At 41.5% G+C, this 17,619-nt stretch carries 21 protein-coding genes; 2 read left to right on the forward strand and 19 right to left on the reverse strand.

The genetic code is table 11. The features are described from left to right. Positions 1 to 111 precede the first annotated feature (111 nt). The 16 genes from ACO06Y_RS00835 to ACO06Y_RS00910 form a co-directional block, all read right to left on the reverse strand. Complete coding sequence (locus ACO06Y_RS00835; RefSeq protein WP_422081929.1) at positions 112 to 678, reverse strand: SRPBCC family protein; 567 nt, start codon at positions 676 to 678, stop codon at positions 112 to 114. Positions 679 to 690: 12 nt separating this feature from the next. Next, positions 691 to 1,335: a DNA alkylation repair protein gene (locus tag ACO06Y_RS00840; protein ID WP_422081930.1), complete on the reverse strand. Its 645-nt coding sequence runs from the start codon at positions 1,333 to 1,335 to the stop codon at positions 691 to 693. A gap of 19 nt (positions 1,336 to 1,354) precedes the next feature. After that, positions 1,355 to 1,801, reverse strand: a complete 447-nt coding sequence (locus ACO06Y_RS00845) for an SRPBCC family protein (RefSeq protein ID WP_422081931.1) — start codon at positions 1,799 to 1,801, stop codon at positions 1,355 to 1,357. Between the two features lie 12 nt (positions 1,802 to 1,813). Then, positions 1,814 to 2,146: an ArsR/SmtB family transcription factor gene (locus ACO06Y_RS00850; protein WP_422081932.1), complete on the reverse strand. Its 333-nt coding sequence runs from the start codon at positions 2,144 to 2,146 to the stop codon at positions 1,814 to 1,816. Positions 2,147 to 2,535: 389 nt separating this feature from the next. Then, positions 2,536 to 2,967: a hypothetical protein gene (locus tag ACO06Y_RS00855; RefSeq protein ID WP_422081933.1), complete on the reverse strand. Its 432-nt coding sequence runs from the start codon at positions 2,965 to 2,967 to the stop codon at positions 2,536 to 2,538. A 186-nt stretch (positions 2,968 to 3,153) separates the two neighbouring features. Continuing rightward, positions 3,154 to 3,771: a hypothetical protein gene (locus tag ACO06Y_RS00860; RefSeq protein ID WP_422081934.1), complete on the reverse strand. Its 618-nt coding sequence runs from the start codon at positions 3,769 to 3,771 to the stop codon at positions 3,154 to 3,156. Positions 3,772 to 4,336: 565 nt separating this feature from the next. Then, positions 4,337 to 5,119, reverse strand: a complete 783-nt coding sequence (locus ACO06Y_RS00865; protein WP_422081935.1) for an ABC transporter permease — start codon at positions 5,117 to 5,119, stop codon at positions 4,337 to 4,339. After that, complete coding sequence (locus ACO06Y_RS00870) at positions 5,112 to 5,822, reverse strand: ABC transporter ATP-binding protein (protein WP_422081936.1); 711 nt, start codon at positions 5,820 to 5,822, stop codon at positions 5,112 to 5,114. Before ACO06Y_RS00870 ends, ACO06Y_RS00865 begins: the two co-directional genes overlap by 8 nt. After that, a complete protein-coding gene (locus tag ACO06Y_RS00875) occupies positions 5,819 to 7,000 on the reverse strand; it encodes a nitrous oxide reductase family maturation protein NosD (protein ID WP_422084224.1) in 1,182 nt (393 codons plus the stop codon). The genes ACO06Y_RS00870 and ACO06Y_RS00875 overlap by 4 nt, the downstream gene beginning before the upstream one ends. A 65-nt stretch (positions 7,001 to 7,065) precedes the next feature. Then, entirely contained in the window at positions 7,066 to 7,500 is a 435-nt protein-coding gene (locus tag ACO06Y_RS00880; RefSeq protein ID WP_422081937.1) for a CopD family protein, read from the reverse strand. A 1-nt stretch (position 7,501) separates the two neighbouring features. After that, positions 7,502 to 7,795, reverse strand: a complete 294-nt coding sequence (locus ACO06Y_RS00885; protein WP_422081938.1) for a cupin domain-containing protein — start codon at positions 7,793 to 7,795, stop codon at positions 7,502 to 7,504. Positions 7,796 to 7,798: 3 nt separating this feature from the next. Beyond that, positions 7,799 to 8,233 carry a nitrous oxide reductase accessory protein NosL gene (locus tag ACO06Y_RS00890; protein WP_422081939.1) on the reverse strand — a complete coding sequence of 145 codons (435 nt, stop codon included), beginning with the start codon at positions 8,231 to 8,233 and terminating at the stop codon, positions 7,799 to 7,801. Positions 8,234 to 8,235: 2 nt separating this feature from the next. Next, positions 8,236 to 8,832 carry a hypothetical protein gene (locus ACO06Y_RS00895; RefSeq protein WP_422081940.1) on the reverse strand — a complete coding sequence of 199 codons (597 nt, stop codon included), beginning with the start codon at positions 8,830 to 8,832 and terminating at the stop codon, positions 8,236 to 8,238. A 90-nt stretch (positions 8,833 to 8,922) separates the two neighbouring features. After that, positions 8,923 to 10,878, reverse strand: a complete 1,956-nt coding sequence (gene nosZ / locus ACO06Y_RS00900; protein WP_422081941.1) for a Sec-dependent nitrous-oxide reductase — start codon at positions 10,876 to 10,878, stop codon at positions 8,923 to 8,925. 33 nt (positions 10,879 to 10,911) lie between these two features. Further along, the gene (locus ACO06Y_RS00905) at positions 10,912 to 11,499 is read right to left on the reverse strand and encodes a fasciclin domain-containing protein (RefSeq protein WP_422081942.1); all 588 of its coding nucleotides are present in this window, start codon (positions 11,497 to 11,499) and stop codon (positions 10,912 to 10,914) included. Between the two features lie 7 nt (positions 11,500 to 11,506). Next, a complete protein-coding gene (locus ACO06Y_RS00910) occupies positions 11,507 to 12,016 on the reverse strand; it encodes a c-type cytochrome (RefSeq protein ID WP_422081943.1) in 510 nt (169 codons plus the stop codon). 127 nt (positions 12,017 to 12,143) lie between these two features. On the opposite strand from ACO06Y_RS00910, the gene ACO06Y_RS00915 reads away from it, so the two are divergent. Next, positions 12,144 to 12,575 carry an RrF2 family transcriptional regulator gene (locus ACO06Y_RS00915; RefSeq protein ID WP_422081944.1) on the forward strand — a complete coding sequence of 144 codons (432 nt, stop codon included), beginning with the start codon at positions 12,144 to 12,146 and terminating at the stop codon, positions 12,573 to 12,575. Between the two features lie 70 nt (positions 12,576 to 12,645). On the opposite strand, the gene ACO06Y_RS00920 is transcribed toward ACO06Y_RS00915, so the two are convergent. From ACO06Y_RS00920 to ACO06Y_RS00930, 3 genes are all read right to left on the reverse strand, one after another. Beyond that, the gene (locus ACO06Y_RS00920) at positions 12,646 to 13,503 is read right to left on the reverse strand and encodes a hypothetical protein (protein WP_422081945.1); all 858 of its coding nucleotides are present in this window, start codon (positions 13,501 to 13,503) and stop codon (positions 12,646 to 12,648) included. Positions 13,504 to 13,523: 20 nt separating this feature from the next. Continuing rightward, the gene (locus tag ACO06Y_RS00925) at positions 13,524 to 15,593 is read right to left on the reverse strand and encodes a TonB-dependent receptor (protein WP_422081946.1); all 2,070 of its coding nucleotides are present in this window, start codon (positions 15,591 to 15,593) and stop codon (positions 13,524 to 13,526) included. A gap of 93 nt (positions 15,594 to 15,686) precedes the next feature. Next, positions 15,687 to 16,064, reverse strand: a complete 378-nt coding sequence (locus tag ACO06Y_RS00930) for a hypothetical protein (protein WP_422081947.1) — start codon at positions 16,062 to 16,064, stop codon at positions 15,687 to 15,689. Between the two features lie 161 nt (positions 16,065 to 16,225). Between ACO06Y_RS00930 and ACO06Y_RS00935 the strand changes: the two genes are divergently transcribed. Next, positions 16,226 to 17,617: a Gfo/Idh/MocA family protein gene (locus ACO06Y_RS00935; RefSeq protein ID WP_422081948.1), complete on the forward strand. Its 1,392-nt coding sequence runs from the start codon at positions 16,226 to 16,228 to the stop codon at positions 17,615 to 17,617. Positions 17,618 to 17,619: the final 2 nt, after the last annotated feature.

A 17,619-nucleotide genomic window follows, 5' to 3' on the forward strand; every position in this document is an offset into this window, starting at 1 on the left:
TTGTTTTATGAGGCGATGGAAGTCAAAGGAGTTGATTTCTTTTACTATTGGCCGTGTGAGAGTTTAGCATGGATTATTGTATAGGAATAGCCAACCACCAATTGTTTTCCTTTAATCTTCATTCGTTTCGGTACGTTTATCTTCGGCATGGAAATAGTCCTTTGTATTTTGTTCAATGGTTTTCTTGAGATTGGAAAGATTTGTTTCCTCCTGCCCTTTAATGGAACCTCCTATCAAAGCCATTATTGATTTTGAAATCATCCCATTTCCTACGGCGGTAGTGCTTGAACTAATCTTTGTCATTCCATTGATGGGAGTCATGGTCATTGTATAATCCATATCCATAAAGTCGGACGAATACGACATAGAAATGGATTCGTCCGGTACGATATCGGTAATCGATTCCCGTATGGTCGTCTTCTGTCCATTGGTATCAAAATATACGTTTGATACCGCGCCTACCGTACCGGGAGTACCACTGATATGTTCAATTTTTTGAAACCCCGGCAACCATTCCGACATTTTCCCTTCATCCTGTATAACGGCCCAAGATTCGGTTATTGGTTTTTCGACCATTATTTCACAGTCATGGGACACTTTAGGTTTGATCAAGCCTAGGGCTAAAAAGCCAATGACCAAGATGGCTATAATTCCAAGGATATATTTTAAAAATTTCATAGAACTGATTTTTTATGTAGTTACTTTTGAAGCCTCGATCCGTATAAACTCGGGCAGGTAATTTGGTGTACAATTTTTCGGTACGACTTCATCTTTATAGAGACCGGTTTCTTCCCCTATAGCAATACATCTTGCACGATGGTTTTCCTGCCATTTGCCAATTTGGCCAGCGGTGTAGTTCATTGCCCACTGTACTTCAGGTTGTTCATCCGCCATGTTTGCTTCAATAGACAACAATAATTCTTCCGTATTGGAGTGGTCGGTATTCCCCATCCATCGTAACCTTGCCTGATAATACCAAAATACCCTTCTTTTCATGGACGAAGGACTATCTTCCCAAGATTCAACAAACGCTATGGTTTTCTTGTCTTTCAATAGTTGATTTGCCATAAACCAATCGGTCAATTGATTTCTTTCAGCGAAATCATGCCTTTGTAAATCTTGATCAATTTGATCAATGAATTCCTTTGTGATGAGTTTTCTATCCATAATCAGAATTGCCAATTGGCGTGGAAAAAAGTAGCCAGTGGACCATAGTTCCTGAGCTAATCCATGGTCTTTTTTGATTTCCTTTGCAATTTTTCGCAAATCGCCAAGTTTCGTGGTATCCCTATTGATTTGAGAGTAAATCCTTTGTGCTTTTTGTGAGAGCCTCATTTTACAGTATTGTTTTTTATTACCAATTTCTCAATGCTTTACCATTTTCTAGATATTCCTTTAAGGATTCATGGATCAGATATTTCCAACCGCCCACAAAATTGTCCCTGACCAAATCAGGATTACTACGTGGAAAGCTATCAATACCTTCATGGGTGAGTTTCAACTTCGTTTTACTGCCAAGGGGAAACAATTCAAATGTTACGAAAGAAAGCCCTGAATAGCCTTGGTATTTCCAAGAATATTTGAGTTTTTCGAGCGGTATGACCTCTAAAATTTCACATTCATGTACATAACATCGGTCTTCACGGCCCCCTTCAAAATGGAACTTGAGGCCAACTTTCAATTCGAAATCGGGAATGTCAAAATACCATTTTTTCATCAATTCCTTTTCGGTAAGGGCACGCCAAACAAGTTCTATTGGTGCATTGAATTCTTGTTCCAATATTAGCGGTTTATGCTCCATTTTGATTCTGTTCTATAGTTCCTTTTTAGGTTCGGATTGCATTTCGTCCAATAACGAGCCGAGTTGATTGAATTTTTCGGCCCACATCTTTCTGAACGGTGCCAGCCAATTGGCAACCTCCGTCAGTTTTTCGGGATTAAGATTGCAGTAACGCTCCCTTCCTTCTTTTTTTATGGTAATCACATCGCACTCCTGCAAATATTTGATATGAAGCGATACGGCCTGTCTGGTCATATCGAATTGGTCGGCCAGGGCATTGACATTCCGTGACTCGGTTGATAACGACATCAATATACTCCTTCGAGTCGGGTCTGCTATAGCATTAAATACATCTCTTCTCATCATCTTTAATTTATATGCAAGTATTTCCTTGCAAATATAAGCGCAAGTTTTTACTTGCGCAAATTACTTCACAGCCGAATTTTTCACTTGACCCAATTGACTAGATAAATGCAGGGTCGGTACTTTCAATTACGGACCTAAGATGAAACCCATGCTTCTTAATGTTCTTGCTTATCAATTCTAAAAATTCCGCTCTAGTAATCAATTTCTGAAATTTCGAGGAAAGGTTCTTGTCATATCCGCAATGAAGTATAACGGTAAATATAGGGCAAGTAGGCGATCACGAACCTCTAAACCATCAAACCTTAATAAAGTGTGGGCGGGATAACCGCTAAATTTACTACCATCACGCCTATTTGCTATATACATTGTTGTACCCAGTTAAGTCTTCTTTAGTCTTTTCCGAGAACATAGGTTTCAAAGACATATTTCCAAGGCGTAAAAATTATAGGAACAATAATTAACATGAATACTGGGACCCAATCTTCAGCTTCGTTCCCTGTAAGTGTTCCATTTTTCCATAAAGGATAAGCCACAAAAAATAGCCAAAGCCCTTTATATAAAAACATAAAGAGCATTATTGGCAACATTCTCAATGTGTGAAACACTCCTAATACAGATAAGGTTGTGTATGCAGCAATTGAACACCAAGCAATGGCTATTTCAGCATTCCATTCCCCATCATGAGTAATTAATTCGGTCCAGGAATCTTTTCCTGCAAAAAGAAACATGAGTAAGAAAAATAACTTTAGCACGTAGACTTGAATTGGAAAAACTCCTTTATGCTTATCAGACGGACGAAAAAGCTTTTTTATAAATTCCATTTTTATACTGTTTGCTTGGCTTTAATTGGGTACAACGGTCTAGGCTATGAGTATTTGCTCGGGTTAGCACGAACTTTGGCAATACGCCCCAAGTTGGAAATTCCTGCGGAATTTCCAAAGTAGGCGAGAACAAGCAACCTGTCCGCCTCTGGCAGATTACTTATAGCCATTGTCAGCAAACGTTTTTTATTTCCATTTTGTTCTTAATTCAGTTCCGATTGGGAATTTTTTTGGCGTAAAATCATACATATAAGTCATTCCAAAACTTCTATTTGTCAGGACAGAATCGACCTCAATAAAAAACTCTCCATCTTTCGTTTCTAAGGTCAGTCTATTATTAATTCGGTCATTTTCTCCTTTGTCTAATTCTATTTGCCAAGATATATTTTCTTTATCGTTTGGGTCAATAACCTTTTTGATGTTTTTAATTTTCGCAGATACAGGTTCTTTTAGAAAATAGCTTTGCCATTTTTGAGGTATTTGTTTTAAATCAAATTCAGATGTGATTGAATCTTTAGTTTTGTGAACTAAATACATTCCACTCGTTTTTGGTTCTAATCCACTGTTTAGATAGTCCGCAAATCTTATGTAGTCATTTTCTTTATCCAAACTCCAACCAAAATCAAAGTAACCTGAAAACAGATATTCATTATTTTCCCATTTTACAACTTGAAAGTCGGTTTTGATTTTCAATGAGTCAATCCCGTATTTTATTTTTGTCGTTTTTGGTTTTAACTCCATATTCTCGGGATATTCAACAAACTCTATTCTTTCGGGATTCAATGTCAGTCTCAGACTGTCCATTTTATATGTTCCGTAAACTTTTTTCTTTCTCCACCACCAAAGCAACTGAATAGATAATTTTCATTAATAAAACGTCCATCACTCAATAAATCTAGTTGTAGTCCATTATTAAATCCGTTATATGCGTATCTCAGCGTGTCAATATTCTGCGTATCAAATTCTTTGTCATTCGATTTGGTTTTATTATTCGAACAACTAAAAATCAAAAACAATATGAGAATTTGAATATATTTCACAGTTTTTATCAAATGTTTGCTAACTAATGGATATACGAATAATTCCATATAACCTTCTTATTTGACTTAAATCTAATACTTTTTTAGCGTTGATCACACTGTTCGCAGTACTATGTCTGTTCCTCATTTTGTGAAAATATTGGAAGTAAAACGCTATAGCAAAAATACCATTGAAAGTACCAACACTATTGAACATAAGCGTATGATTGCACTCGCCTACAGTGCAGGTTTAAGGGTCGGCGAATTGATTGACCTGTGGATTATGGACATTGTAAAATATCAAATTCTACTTTTCAAATTGTCACATACGATATTTCGCTATCATATCGTTAAAAATCCTTTCGTCTAGATTTTACGGCCAATCGCCATATGGGAAGTAGGGTCCAAAGCAATAACACCGCCAGGGAAACCAAAAGGCCAAAGTCCGTACCAAAGAACTTTTTGAAGACCGCTCCGGTATAACCCAGGAGTGCCGAAATGTCCAATTTTAAAAGGATAAGTGTTCTTGAAAGGTCAATGGGATTGAACATTGTGGCCGCCAGGGAGAACGTATCCAACGGATATTCCTCAAAAACAATAAGGGATAGTAAAAAAAGTCCATCGTAAATTACCGCCAAGAACAGCCAAAGCAAGACCGCATATCCAAAACCTTTTATCCTGTTTTCGTTGGAAAGTGCAATATTGAAGGCCAATGCCGTAAAAATGAACGTCAAAAAGGCCCCCGTAATCAGCAAAAGCGCAAAGTTGAAAATAGCTTCACTTCTAAAAAGCCCATAGAGGATAAAGGGAATCCCAAGACCCAGGAACAAGCTCAACGTTAAAGAACCGGCGACTCCAAAATACTGTCCCAGAAAGATGGTGGAACGACGCAGGGGCTGTGCCAACAACAATTCGGTGAATTCCTTTGAATTGTAAAAATACATCACCCCAAAAATAGTCCCGATCAAGGGTACCAATACGATGATAACATTCATTAAGGTGATGACAGCCTTGGAAAGATCGTTGTTAAGGAAGAGCAGCACAAAGCCCAGGGCCAGATAAAAAAGAAAATATACATAGCTCCAGCGGCTCCGCATCAAATCATAGAAGCTGTATTTTAAGATTTTAAGCATCCATGGTCTGCATTGCTATGGCCGCTATGGCATGTTCAACATCCACTTGATCGGTCTTTTGTTTCAATTCTTCGATAGTGCCCTTAAAATAGACCTTGCCTTCCAATAGGTAAACGATCTCGTCCGCAGCTTCCTCCACAAATTGCATAATGTGGGAGGTAATCAATAGGGTTTTCCCTTTTCCCTTTTCTTCCTGTATCAATTTCTTTAACTGGATCAAAGATCCGGGATCCAGACCCGTTGTGGGTTCGTCCAAAATCATCAAAGGGCTGTCAAACATAAAGGTAAGTACAATGTTGACCTTTTGTTTTGTACCCCCGGATAACGTTCCCAGCTTCTTGTCCAAAAAAGGTTCCAGCCCAAATAAAGTAATCAGCCTATCCTCATCACTGGGTTTTTGACGTAAGTCCTTTATCATCCGTATCAATTCCCTGACCTTGATGTTACTCGGAAAATTTGCTATCTGCGGCAAATAATCAATCTCCTTGCGATATCTCCAACCGTTTTTTATGTTGGTATCCAGAACTTTTATGGTTCCCGTATTTGGGATTACCATTCCCAAAATACTTTTGATAAGTGTGGTCTTTCCTGATCCATTAGGCCCCAAAATTGCATAGATGCCTCCACTCCTAATATTCAGTTCCACCCCTGAGAGCACTTGATTCCTTCCAAATCGCTTATGTAGATTTTCGATATAAATCATTCTGTTTTTTGCATCAAAGGATGGGAGTCCATCAAATTGTCCGGTGTAAAGACCGGGGAAACCTTTTCCGAAAAATCGATAATGTCCATAAAGAGACTTCGCAAGAGCACAATAGTTTCCGGTGTTCTATTTACAATATACGAGAATAGTTTTACCGGTCTGTACGGCACATCGCCAATCCCGTCTTTATCCAAATCGTAACCGGTATAACTGCTCCAATAATTCTCCTCGAATATATTGTCGTTCACCTTGCTGTTGTAGGAAATATCAAAGGAATTGTATAAAAAGTTATTGTTCTTGAAGGTATTGGTATAACAGGCGCCCCTTACTTTTATGGCCCATCCGTTATTGATGAAATCATTCCCTGTATAGTTGATTCTATTGGAACCTTCTATATTGATGCCGATAGTATTTTCCTCAAAGGTATTTCCGATAATCTCGGCATCATTGATTTCCTTTAGGAGCATTCCAAAAGAGGCCGTACCCCAATTTTTTCGGAACGTATTGTCCTGCATCCTGATATTTTTGGAAAACATCACGGCCACTCCCGCTCCGTTGTTCTCAAATGTATTGTTGGTGTAGATATCGTCATTGGAGAACATAAAATGTAACCCATATCGTATGTTATCCGAACTGATATTATTATTAATCGTAACATTATCAGAAAACTCAAGGTAAATACCATCACGGGTGCCCTGTACAATATTCCGGTCTACCTCAACATGGTGCGAATACCACAATTGGATACCATTTCCCGAGTTGTATTCGTCCACGGCGTCGCCAATAATTTTGTTATGGTATACCTTGCCATTATTCGATTTCTCCAAATAAATGCCAAAAAATAGCTTTTCGAGCACCAAATGCTGTATCAGGAAATTTTCGCTCTTTACTACTCTAACAGCGGCATAATCCGTGGTGTAGCTCGTTCCGACATTAATAATGAAAAAGCCGCTTACCGTGACGTTATCCGAAACAATGGTAATGATCTCTCCCTTATCCTCCCCGTCGATTATGGGATAATCCTCTCCGAGTAGGGTCAAAGGTTTATCTATGACAATATTGTATTCCTTGTAGGTTCCTTTTTTGACCAAAAGGGTGTCGTATTCTACGGCCATGGCTATTCCCTGCTTAACAGAAGATATTTTGCATGTAGAACAGACGGTAATGTTCCTGCCCATCAAAAATTGACTACCTCCAATAAAGATGAGAAAAAATAATAGCTTGCTATGTGATACTATCTGGTTCATAAAAGTCCCCCACTTCTTGCACTAAATCCCGTAAAAACAAAAAGAACGGCAATTAGGGTTACGACCAGAATATGTATTGCCAACAATTTTAAACGCTTTTTGGGAATCAGAAAAAACCGGGCGTGTATGGCCAGGGCCAATGTAAATATCAAAAGAACAAATTTAAACACCAGATGTCTTGTATAATGGTCGGCCATATCCATCTCAAAGAAATCGGGGGCATAATGAAAGGTCATATAAACACCCGATATAACCAAAATGAGCAGGGCCGGCATTCCAATGGGTTCGTATCTGGATTCAAAATTTTCGATAATCCCAAAGTTTCTTTGCTTTAAGGCTTTTGGCAAAAACCCAAGGGTTAGTACTAAATGGCCTCCTGTCCATATCGTAGCGGCAACAATGTGGATGAAAATAATGATTTTAAGGAACATCTTATCGGATTATCAGAAATTTGGAATTTTCATTTGCCTTTACCCAATGTGGCGTTTCACGGGGAAAGGAAAAATACTCGTGTTCCGTTAAGTGAAAGTTATTCTGGTCGATGTGAAAATCAATATCACCTTCCAAAACTACCAGTAACGCATCCGTGGGAGACGTGTGCTCCGGAAAAATCGCACCACTTTCCAAACTAATGCTCAAAACTTCCACGGCATCGTTTTTGGAAAGTTTTTGTATCTGCAGTTTATCGTAAGGTTGCGTTTTAATCTCTTCTTTAATTTCGTACATCCCTTATGGCTTAAAACGGTTCAACAATTCATCCCAAGTATATAAATCACCACCATTGCCTTCCTGGGCACTTTTTGCATGGGCGTGGTCGCCAAAAGCTGTTAGGAACTCGCCCATTGGGCTGGGTATGCCCGGACTGATTAGATAGGTGGCATTCTCAGCATCGATCAATTCGCCCGGTTCGGAATAATCGTTTACAAGAAATAGAGCCACCGTACCCTGATCTACTTCCTTTAAATGGTTCATCATACATTCTACCGCGTCGAACTTAAAGGTCTTCCCCTTTTTTGTAACCATCTGTGCGGCATGCTGCCGATCAACAATAGTCATACTACAAAAGTGACATCCGTCGGAACCGTATTCGATAGGTTGGGGTTTTACGGTACAACCAACCGACCACAGTGCCAAAAAACCAAAAAGAAGACCGCGTAATCGCATAACTATGCTTTTAAGGTTTGTTTCTCCTTCTTCCCAAAAAAATAAGCAACCAGTCCCAAAGCAATTCCTCCACCCAAACAATAGGCGCCCAATTGGGGATAGGAATGTGCCGTAAAGTTTAAAATATCCTTGGAACCAAAGAATGGGGGCTGGAATCCCATTACGGAACCGTCCGGATTGGTAAACTTCATAATGGCCTTGGGATCCAGATTATGACCATAATCATACTCCCATAAGTAAAAATCAATCAGGCCTGCCGTACTTACCATAACCATCATAATAAACCAATATAGAAACCATTTATGGTTGGCTTTCCATGCAATGATTAGACCGATAACCGTTGTGATGATTATACCAATTGGAAATATTTTGAATTCTGGAATGGCATCCGGTATATATTTCATCCCCACGTAATGGTTCATCAAATTTATGTTCTTTATGTCATGCGGATTGGCATCGGCAAAATCGTTTATATAGATATACATTCCCAAGGGAGTAGGATATTGCGGTGCTTCCAAGGTAATTTTCCAAAGTGGAAATACAAAAAGGAACAAAGGCAATAAGGCGGCCAAAACCATGATAATCCGTGATTTTTTCATTTCTGCAATTCTTTAACCGGTTAAAAAGTGGGCCGGCCCTATGGCCGGCCCTGCCTTAAGTTTGAAAAACTAATCGTTAAGGGCAATTTGTCATTCTCCCAAAGACCATGAAAGGTCAATGTTGGAGTTAGCTGGGGACACCCTTACATACCCCTGCATTTCTTGGTGCAAGGCGGAACAGAAATCCGTACAATAGAACGGCCATACACCTGGTTGTTTGGGCTCCCACACAAAGGTTTCGGTCTGTCCGGGCATAATCAACAATTCAGAGGTGTTGGCACCAATCATACTTACACCGTGTGGCACATCATAATCCTGCTCCAGGTTGGTCACATGGAAATATACCTTGTCCCCTACTTTAATTCCCTCTATGTTATCGGGATTAAAGTGACTTCGAATCATGGACATGTATATATGGACTTCCTTACCGTTACGTTCCACCCTAACATCGGCATCGGACGTTATGCCGTACTTATGTTTGTTCGCCTTTAAATCGAAGATTTTTTTGGACCGTGCCTTTACGATATCCGCTGCAATACCCGCGGCATAATGAGGCTCTCCAACTGTTGGAAAATCCAATAAAAGCTCCATTTTATCTCCGGAAATGTCATAAAGCTGTGCCGATTGTGTTACTTCCGGTCCGGTAGGCAAGTACCTGTCCTTGGTAATCTTGTTCATGGCCACTACGTATTTTCCGTAGGGTTTTCTTGAGTTGCCCCCAGGAATCATTAAATGGCCCACGGAGTAGAAACAAGGCTGTCTATCCACTACTTCCCATGTGCCCAATTTCCATTTGACGACTTCCGAGGAAATAAAGAAAGTGGTATAGGCATTTCCTTGACCGTCAAATTCGGTATGCAATGGCCCAAGACCGGGCTGGCTTACGGTACCGGCCAAAACGTCCTCGAACTTCAAAATGGGTATGCCGTAGGCATCACCGTCGTATTTTTTCCCTTCGATGGCCTCAATCATTTTTGTAAAGGAATGAACCGTTAAATCAGCGGACAATTTACCATTACCAACAATATATTCGCCTGTTGGATCTACATCACATCCATGGGGCGATTTAGGTGTGGGCAAGAAGAAAACTGCACCGGGAACATCCGTTGGATTTACCACTAGTACTTCCTTCTTCATGGTGGAAGTTGCCGTATGTGTCTCTTCGCTATATACATTATGTGCATAGTTGGAAGGCATTTTGGTACCTCCGCCATTGTTCACATATTCCTCGATCATTTTCCAGTTTACGGCGGCAATAAAATCCTTGTCGTTCTGTGATGCATTAACCTCCAATAGGGTACTGGCTTCCTCGGAATTATAGGTAGTAAAGAAGAACCATCCATGCGATTTTCCACGTCCTGGATGCGACAGGTCATAGTCGAACCCCGGCATCATCAATTGGAACTTAATGTCCATACCCCCATCTTCAGGGTCTACGCTAATGAACGTCAAGGCTCCCTTAAAGTTTCCCTTGTATTCACTGATAGGCATATCCCTCTGGGGTACCGGAACTGAAAATCGGGTTCCTGCCACCACATATTCCGTGTTCTCCGTTACAAAAGCGGAACTATGGTTACCTGCACTATTAGGAATCTCTATAATCTCCGTAGTTTCGAAAACGGACAAGTCTACCTTGGCTATCCGAGGCGTGTTATTTCCGTTGATAAAAACGTAGCGGCCGTCCAGTTCCCCATTGGTCTGGGAAATATCCGGATGGTGTGAATCGTCCCAAGGTATAAATCCATGGGAAGTGTTGAGCATGGGCTTGGTCTCTTCATTATAGCCCCATGCCTTTTCCGCATCTTGGGAAAAAACAGGAATTACCTTGAAAAGTCTTCCCGAGGGCAAACCGTAAACGGACAATTGTCCGCTAAAACCTCCGGATATAAAAGCGTAAAACTCGTCGTGCTCCCCTGGGGCAACATAGACCTTTTCGGCGGCGTTGGAGGTCAACGCCCCGCTATTCCCCTTTTTTTGATCCCCACAACCGGCGAAGACCAAGGCGAGTCCAAACAATAGTAGCATTGGATTCTTAAACTTTCTCATTGTTGTTGTTTTTATGTTATTCTGATTTTTCGATTACTCATCGGCCGGTGGAAGAATTACCTTATCCACTACGTGTACTATGCCATTCCCCGCAGGAATACTGGCAACGATTTTTGCACCACCCACATAAACGTCCTCTCCTTTTACTTCTACAGTTGTGTTTTGGTTGTTGGCCTGCCCCAATTTTTTAAACTTCTTTAAAAAGTCCTTACTATAGTTGCCAGGGGTTACGTGGTGTTTTAAAATATTGGCCAATGCATTTTTATTCTCTGGTTTTAGCAAATCCTCCACGGTACCTGGCGGAAGTGCATCAAAAGCGGCATTGGTAGGGGCAAAAACCATCAATGGTCCGGCATTGACCAAGGCATTCTCCAAATCAGCCGCTTGTACAGCTGCTACAAGGGTCGTGTGATCAGGGGATCCCACGGCAATGTTAAGTACATTGGGTGTCGATTCGTCATCTTTAATAAAGGCCTGGCCCTGTTTTTCCACCTTCCCGGTTTCCACCTTCTCAGCTTGGGAAGTCGTCGTTTCGGTTTTGGTCCCGTCTTTACAGCTGGATAAAAAAAACAGCATACAAAAACAGCCGACCAACAATTTGAAGTTGATAGTTGTTTTCATTATGAATCTACTTTAAGGTTCTAAAATATTCCAGTATAGCCCTTGCCTGGTCTTCCGAAAGGCTTTGATTGGCCATAGGTGACCCATTGAACTCAACCAAAAGGTCTTTGGCCAAGGGATCCTCCTTCACCATCACCTCCGGATTAAGAATCATATTCATGACCCATTCCGGGGTTCTTCTGTCCAATATTCCATTGGGTGCGGGCCCGATAAACTTTTTCCCGACCCGGTGACAGGCCATACACATTTGGTTGAATACTTCTTCACCCTGGGTGGCCATAGCCTGGTCAATTTCCGCGTCCAATGTTATGGAATCAATAGGGCCTACCCCTTTGGAGGTCAAATCTATCCGTTCCGAAGCCTTGACTTGATTTGTAGCAGGTGTCTCCGCTTTCTTCTCGGTAGTGGTCTTTTTTCGTTCAATGCTAAAACCGTCTTGTTTCTTCTCTTCCTTTCCACCACAGCTGAATACCAGCAGCGTGAAGAGTACCATAAAACTTTTGCCGATTCTTCCCATACCCTTAATTGTTTGTTATTGATTATGAGGCAAAAGTAAGGGCGGTAAAAAGTTTAAAACATGATATTAATCATATTTAGGATAAAAAACTCTTTTATTCTGTATATTTGCAAAAAGCCAAGTAAAAATGCTATCGAACTCTTCAAAATATGCCCTGAAGGCCGTACTGTATTTAGCCGTACATTCCGATGTGAACCATAAAATATTGGCCAAGGATATCAGTAAACCCATAAATGTTCCCAAGGCCTATATAGCCAAAATACTTCAAGAACTTTCCAGACATAATATGGTTTCGTCCATGCGCGGTCCCGGAGGCGGCTTCTATCTGGACGAAGCGAACAAAAAAACCCGTCTTTTTGATATTATCAATTTAATAGATGGTGATAATAGATTGACTTCCTGTGTGTTGAGCCTAAACAAATGTAATCATGAGAATCCTTGTCCCATGCACCATCTTGTGGATGATACCAAGGCGAGTTTTGTTGAAAAATTGAAGCAAACTTCCGTGGAAGACCTTATATCGGACATTAAGTCGGGCAAATCATTTTTACCCATTTAGAAAACAAAAAAGACCCCCTTTTTTTCAAGGGAGTCTTTTCAAGAAAACAACTACAACCAAAAAAGTATGACTAAAATTCTATCTCAAAGAACAGACTACTGGATTCATTTTCTTCAGTAATGTCCTCTCCCTTCAACACCTCATCGCCGTCATTCAACAATTTCAGGTTAATCTTCCAATAGCCCGTCATGGTCAATGACAATTTTCCCCTGTACATTTTTGAAGCCGAATCATAGGTCAAATCTTCATTATTGGGAGAACTGTGGTTTCCCATACCGGGCATGCGGGGATCGATCGTTATCTTGTAATCCTCTACGGCAGGAAAGGTCATCATGTTTTCCATTTTAAAGAGTAAGGCCGAAAAATCGTTCACGGCGACCTCCGGCTCCATAGGCATCATGGCCAACACATAACGGGTCTCATCCATTCCCATAAAGACATTTACTCTTTTTTTGCCGTCCATAGGGGCCTTCACCTCAATACGTTCAGTAGCATTAAAGGTCTGTCCTGCAATAGTGTACTCCAAGTTCAGCTCCCAATATTCGTCCGCATTTCCTGGCATTTGAAAAATGCTAAACCCTTTATAAACTGAGGCGTTCTCCGTCTTGGTAACTTCGGACTTGGGACAGGAGTGCATCATTTCCGTCATGTGCATTACGGGATTCCATGAAATATTGGCATCGGATACGTAACTCTCGCTCGCCTCATCCTTAATCCGGATAAACAGTTCGTTATAACCTATAGTAAATTGCTCCTGTTCGGAATATAGTTCAATGCTATGGTTATTGGCCTTCACAGCGGTTAACATCGTATATTCGGCGAGCGGATTCTCCTCCACAATGGGTGCGGGGTCATCCGAATCGTCGGTACAGGAGATAAAACTTGCGGTAAGAAATAGTGCTGCTACTAAATATTTTATTGTTTTCATAATTAGAGTTTCAATTGTTATTAATTAATGGCATACGAAACGGTCATAAAAAAGTTACGCCCCATCCGAGGAATGTTGTTCCAGTCCGTATAGGTAGAATAGAATTCATCAAAAATGTTTTCCACACCAGCTTTTACATAAACATCATCGTCGTTAATGGAAAACGATTTCCCAAGCGATAAAGAGAATACCGTGTACGCATCGGTTCGGTCTTCACCAAATTCCGGATTAAAATTCACCTGGTCCGCTGCACCGCGCATCGTTAATGATCCCGAAAATTTGCCCCGGGTGTACTGCAACATGGAATTATAGGTAAAAGGACTTATGAAGGGTAGATTGCGCCCGTCCTGATCGGTACCTCGGTGATAGGAGACCAATCCGGTCCAAGTAAATTCTGGGGTAATATGATACTTGGTATCCAAGGAGATATTGTACAAATTGGCATGTTCCAGATTTTTGTAAACCTTTACCCCTTCTGCACCAATGGTCATTACGCTTAAGGTAGGATCTACCTCCCCTACGATGAAGTCCATGGTATGGAAATAATTTCCTTCCAAACTAAAACTTAGTTTTTCGAAAGGCACCGATATTTTTGTATTCACCTCAATGGCCTTTTCATTTCTCAGATCAGGGTCGCCCACATAATCGTGATTGTCAAAACTGTTGAACAGGTAAAACCCAAAGCCTTCGGAAACCGATGGAGCTCTATCTCCATAGGACAGCCCACCATCCCAATGGATAGATTTCAGCTTTTTATGATATCGTGCCGAAAAACTTTTTAGAAAACGGGTCTGCCTTTGGGCCATTTCAGGATAGAAAATCCGGAGGCTGTTCAGTCCCAGTTCATCGGCCACATTAAAACCTTGTACGGCCAATCGGGTAGACAGTTTTAGGGAACTTTCCTTGAAGTCGATCACGTCCTCTGCATAAAAACCACTATTTAGGGTACGGACATCGGGCCAAGTAAGCATAAACATTTCACGCTCATTGGAATTGTTCGGATACATGGTCATTTCAGCCAATGAACGATTATAAAATCCGTCCAGTTTCAGCAAGAATTGGTGATTATCCCGTTTTAGGGTGGCCTGGGAAAAATATCCGTAGGTATCGCTCCATCCGGGCATGTCCATTCGAATAGGAACATCGGGCCTTTGGCTGTCATCCATAATATGGGTAACGGAGTTGGCATATAGCTTGGTTTCCCAATTTTCAAAATCACCAATGAAATCCGTTTGTACCCAACTGACGGAACCTATAAAGGCCCGTGCCAGGGAAACATCCATGGGCAAGGCCGGGTACCCCACATCCCTGGCCTCATCAAAAATGAAACTGGCCAACAGTTTTTGATCTTCGGAAACCTTGTAGCCCGCGTTCACCGAAAGGTTGTACTTTTCGAACTGGGAAAAAGCGACCTCTTCGCCACCTCCGGCAACATAATTCTCGGCCTTACGGTAAATAATATCGGTATCCAAGTAGAACTGTTCATCGGAATAGTTCAATTCCCCACCAATGATCTGTGAGGCATTGTTGGTCTCACCACCGGTTTCTATAGAGCCCACCCATCCATCCGGTCTAAAATTGCTCTTTTCCAAACGCAGGTCAATCGCCCCTCCGATGGTCGCCCCATGTTCCGCCCCTTGTTGACCACAGGCCACATGTATGTCGGACAGATTGGAAACATCAACATAGGAGGTTATGGGATCCATTCTATCCGTACAGGCCCCAAAAATACGCATCCCGTCAATAGTCACGGATAGACGTTCCGTAGTCATATCGTTCAGTACCGGTTCCCAGGCATAGGCTCCCCTTTTTATCAGGTTTACTTTTTTGGAGGATTCCAAATATTGGTCCAAAGTAGAAAGTGGTTTATGGTGTGAATTATGCTCCAACGTTCTTTTGTACGAAGAGATTACAATCACCTCATTTAAGTCGATGGGTAGTATAGAATCCTTTGCCATAATCACCTTTGGCTCTTGGGATATGCCTTGTCCATAAAATACTAGGGTACACAACACCACAAGCAACAAGGTTTTGCTTTTTAGACCTCTCACCTTAAGGCGGTATGGCCTACCATCCAATATGGTTTTCATCTGTTTATATTTTGGACTAATTCAAAAGTTTAGGGGTACAAGCTTTATGGATAAATCTTTTATCCATAGCAAACATTTATACATCAAATTGAATTAGACCAACTCCGGTGGTTGGGAAATATCGGAAGTAAAAAGATTTGACCGAAGAACCTCAACAAATGTAGATTCCTCCATTATAGGCTGCGAAAGGAAAAGGTGTAAGTCCATTTTTTTCAAGGACTGGAAAAAAACAATATGCTGAATCTCGGTTTTTGCCTGTTCCTCCCCAAAAGGATTGCCTTTGTTTTGTTCCGCCTCCTTGGCCAATTGTTGGGAAAGGTAGCATTTTCCGTCGCACTTCAATTGTGGCCTATCCTTATTTTTACAGAGCACGTTTACGATGTAATCATAGTTCATAACATACTCTGCTATGGGCCAGAGTGGCTTCACGAGCATGAGCATAGCTACAAAAAGGATTACATAGCTTTTCATGGAGACAAATGTAGGCCCATCCTACGGGGGAAAACATGATAAAAATCATATTAAGGATAAAAAGGTCTTTTATTTTTTCAGCCAAAAAATGCCTTGGAGCGGAACAACAAAAAACGTAACTTCCATCGCCATTACAACTAAATTTCAAAAGCCATAGAACAATGAAGAAAAATCCCTCTAGAAGGTTATTCCTGAAAAAGGCCACATTAGGTTCCGCTGCCATAACCTCGGCACCATTCCTTATTTCTGCCTCAGGGAATGATAAAATTTTAATGCAACGGGATTATCCCAATGAGAAGTACACGGCCAATGACCAAATTAATCTGGGCCTGATCGGTTCCGGAATACAAGGTATTTATGACACAAGATCAGCGTTGTCCGTGCCCGGCGTAAAATTGGTCGCAGCTTGTGACCTATACTCCGGAAGATTGGATCGTGCCAAGGAGCTTTGGGGCGAGGACATTTTCGTTACCCGGGATTATCGCAAACTATTGAGCCGAAAGGATATCGATGCCGTCATTGTGGCAACTCCGGACCATTGGCATAAGAAAATTGCCGTTGATGCCTTAAAAGCCGGGAAACATGTTTATTGTGAGAAACCCATGGTGCAAAAATGGCAGGACGGCCAAGCAATCATCTCCACACAAAAGTCCACAGGAAAGATCTGCCAAATCGGAAGTCAGGGTATGTCTTCCTTGGGGAACGAAAAGGCCAAACAACTCTATGAAGATGGTGCAATAGGGGAAATCGTGATGTTGGACTTTTACAATGACCGCTACTCGGCCGAAGGAGCCTGGCAATACCCCATTCCTCCGGATGCCAGTCCTGATTCCATAGATTTTGACACTTTTCTGGGCAATGCACCAAAGGTACCTTACGAGTTAAAACGATTTTTTAGGTGGCGAAATTATCAGGATTACGGTACCGGGGTGGCCGGTGATCTTTTTGTCCATGCTTTTTCTACCTTAAACCATGTCATCAGTTCCCATGGTCCCAACAGGGCTTTGGCTACCGGTGGACTACGCTACTGGAACGACGGTCGCGATGTCCCTGATGTTAGTATTACCCTGTACGACTATCCGAAAACCGATACCCATGCTGCATTCAATGCCGCTTTTCGTATCAATTTCATTGCAGGATCAGGCGGTGGCGGTGGATTTAAATTGATAGGAACAGAAGGCGAAATGGAAGTAGGACAGAATTCGGTTACCGTTAGGAGATCTAAATTGGGAATGGTTCCCGGTGGTTACTCTTTGGTAGCTTATACGGAAGCCACCCAGGAAAAAATTCGCCAAGGCTATGCCACCCAAAATTTAGAGACCAGGGATTCGTCCCTGAATACAGGTAGTACCACCTGGGAAGCACCAAGAAATTATAAAGGAGGGCACCATGACCATTTTTATAACTTCTTTACGGCCATCCGAGGAAAAGGAAAAGTAATTCAAGACCCGACCTTTGGATTAAGGGCCGCGGGGGCCGCACTTTTGGCCAATGAAAGTTATTACAAAAGACAACCGGTCGATTGGGATCCGGAGGCTATGAAATTAACGTAATC

This window comes from Ulvibacterium sp. (genome assembly GCF_965228935.1).
Classification (GTDB): domain Bacteria; phylum Bacteroidota; class Bacteroidia; order Flavobacteriales; family Flavobacteriaceae; genus Ulvibacterium.

Bases quoted from the DNA above. Each gene is read 5' to 3' on its own strand.
- ACO06Y_RS00835 (WP_422081929.1), bottom strand. From the start codon at position 678: ATGAAATTTTTAAAATATATCCTTGGAATTATAGCCATCTTGGTCATT.
- ACO06Y_RS00840 (WP_422081930.1), bottom strand. From the start codon at position 1,335: ATGAGGCTCTCACAAAAAGCACAAAGGATTTACTCTCAAATCAATAGG.
- ACO06Y_RS00845 (WP_422081931.1), bottom strand. From the start codon at position 1,801: ATGGAGCATAAACCGCTAATATTGGAACAAGAATTCAATGCACCAATA.
- ACO06Y_RS00850 (WP_422081932.1), bottom strand. From the start codon at position 2,146: ATGATGAGAAGAGATGTATTTAATGCTATAGCAGACCCGACTCGAAGG.
- ACO06Y_RS00855 (WP_422081933.1), bottom strand. From the start codon at position 2,967: ATGGAATTTATAAAAAAGCTTTTTCGTCCGTCTGATAAGCATAAAGGA.
- ACO06Y_RS00860 (WP_422081934.1), bottom strand. From the start codon at position 3,771: ATGGACAGTCTGAGACTGACATTGAATCCCGAAAGAATAGAGTTTGTT.
- ACO06Y_RS00865 (WP_422081935.1), bottom strand. From the start codon at position 5,119: ATGCTTAAAATCTTAAAATACAGCTTCTATGATTTGATGCGGAGCCGC.
- ACO06Y_RS00870 (WP_422081936.1), bottom strand. From the start codon at position 5,822: ATGATTTATATCGAAAATCTACATAAGCGATTTGGAAGGAATCAAGTG.
- ACO06Y_RS00875 (WP_422084224.1), bottom strand. From the start codon at position 7,000: ATGGGCAGGAACATTACCGTCTGTTCTACATGCAAAATATCTTCTGTT.
- ACO06Y_RS00880 (WP_422081937.1), bottom strand. From the start codon at position 7,500: ATGTTCCTTAAAATCATTATTTTCATCCACATTGTTGCCGCTACGATA.
- ACO06Y_RS00885 (WP_422081938.1), bottom strand. From the start codon at position 7,795: ATGTACGAAATTAAAGAAGAGATTAAAACGCAACCTTACGATAAACTG.
- ACO06Y_RS00890 (WP_422081939.1), bottom strand. From the start codon at position 8,233: ATGCGATTACGCGGTCTTCTTTTTGGTTTTTTGGCACTGTGGTCGGTT.
- ACO06Y_RS00895 (WP_422081940.1), bottom strand. From the start codon at position 8,832: ATGAAAAAATCACGGATTATCATGGTTTTGGCCGCCTTATTGCCTTTG.
- nosZ (WP_422081941.1), bottom strand. From the start codon at position 10,878: ATGAGAAAGTTTAAGAATCCAATGCTACTATTGTTTGGACTCGCCTTG.
- ACO06Y_RS00905 (WP_422081942.1), bottom strand. From the start codon at position 11,499: ATGAAAACAACTATCAACTTCAAATTGTTGGTCGGCTGTTTTTGTATG.
- ACO06Y_RS00910 (WP_422081943.1), bottom strand. From the start codon at position 12,016: ATGGGAAGAATCGGCAAAAGTTTTATGGTACTCTTCACGCTGCTGGTA.
- ACO06Y_RS00915 (WP_422081944.1), top strand. From the start codon at position 12,144: ATGCTATCGAACTCTTCAAAATATGCCCTGAAGGCCGTACTGTATTTA.
- ACO06Y_RS00920 (WP_422081945.1), bottom strand. From the start codon at position 13,503: ATGAAAACAATAAAATATTTAGTAGCAGCACTATTTCTTACCGCAAGT.
- ACO06Y_RS00925 (WP_422081946.1), bottom strand. From the start codon at position 15,593: ATGAAAACCATATTGGATGGTAGGCCATACCGCCTTAAGGTGAGAGGT.
- ACO06Y_RS00930 (WP_422081947.1), bottom strand. From the start codon at position 16,064: ATGAAAAGCTATGTAATCCTTTTTGTAGCTATGCTCATGCTCGTGAAG.
- ACO06Y_RS00935 (WP_422081948.1), top strand. From the start codon at position 16,226: ATGAAGAAAAATCCCTCTAGAAGGTTATTCCTGAAAAAGGCCACATTA.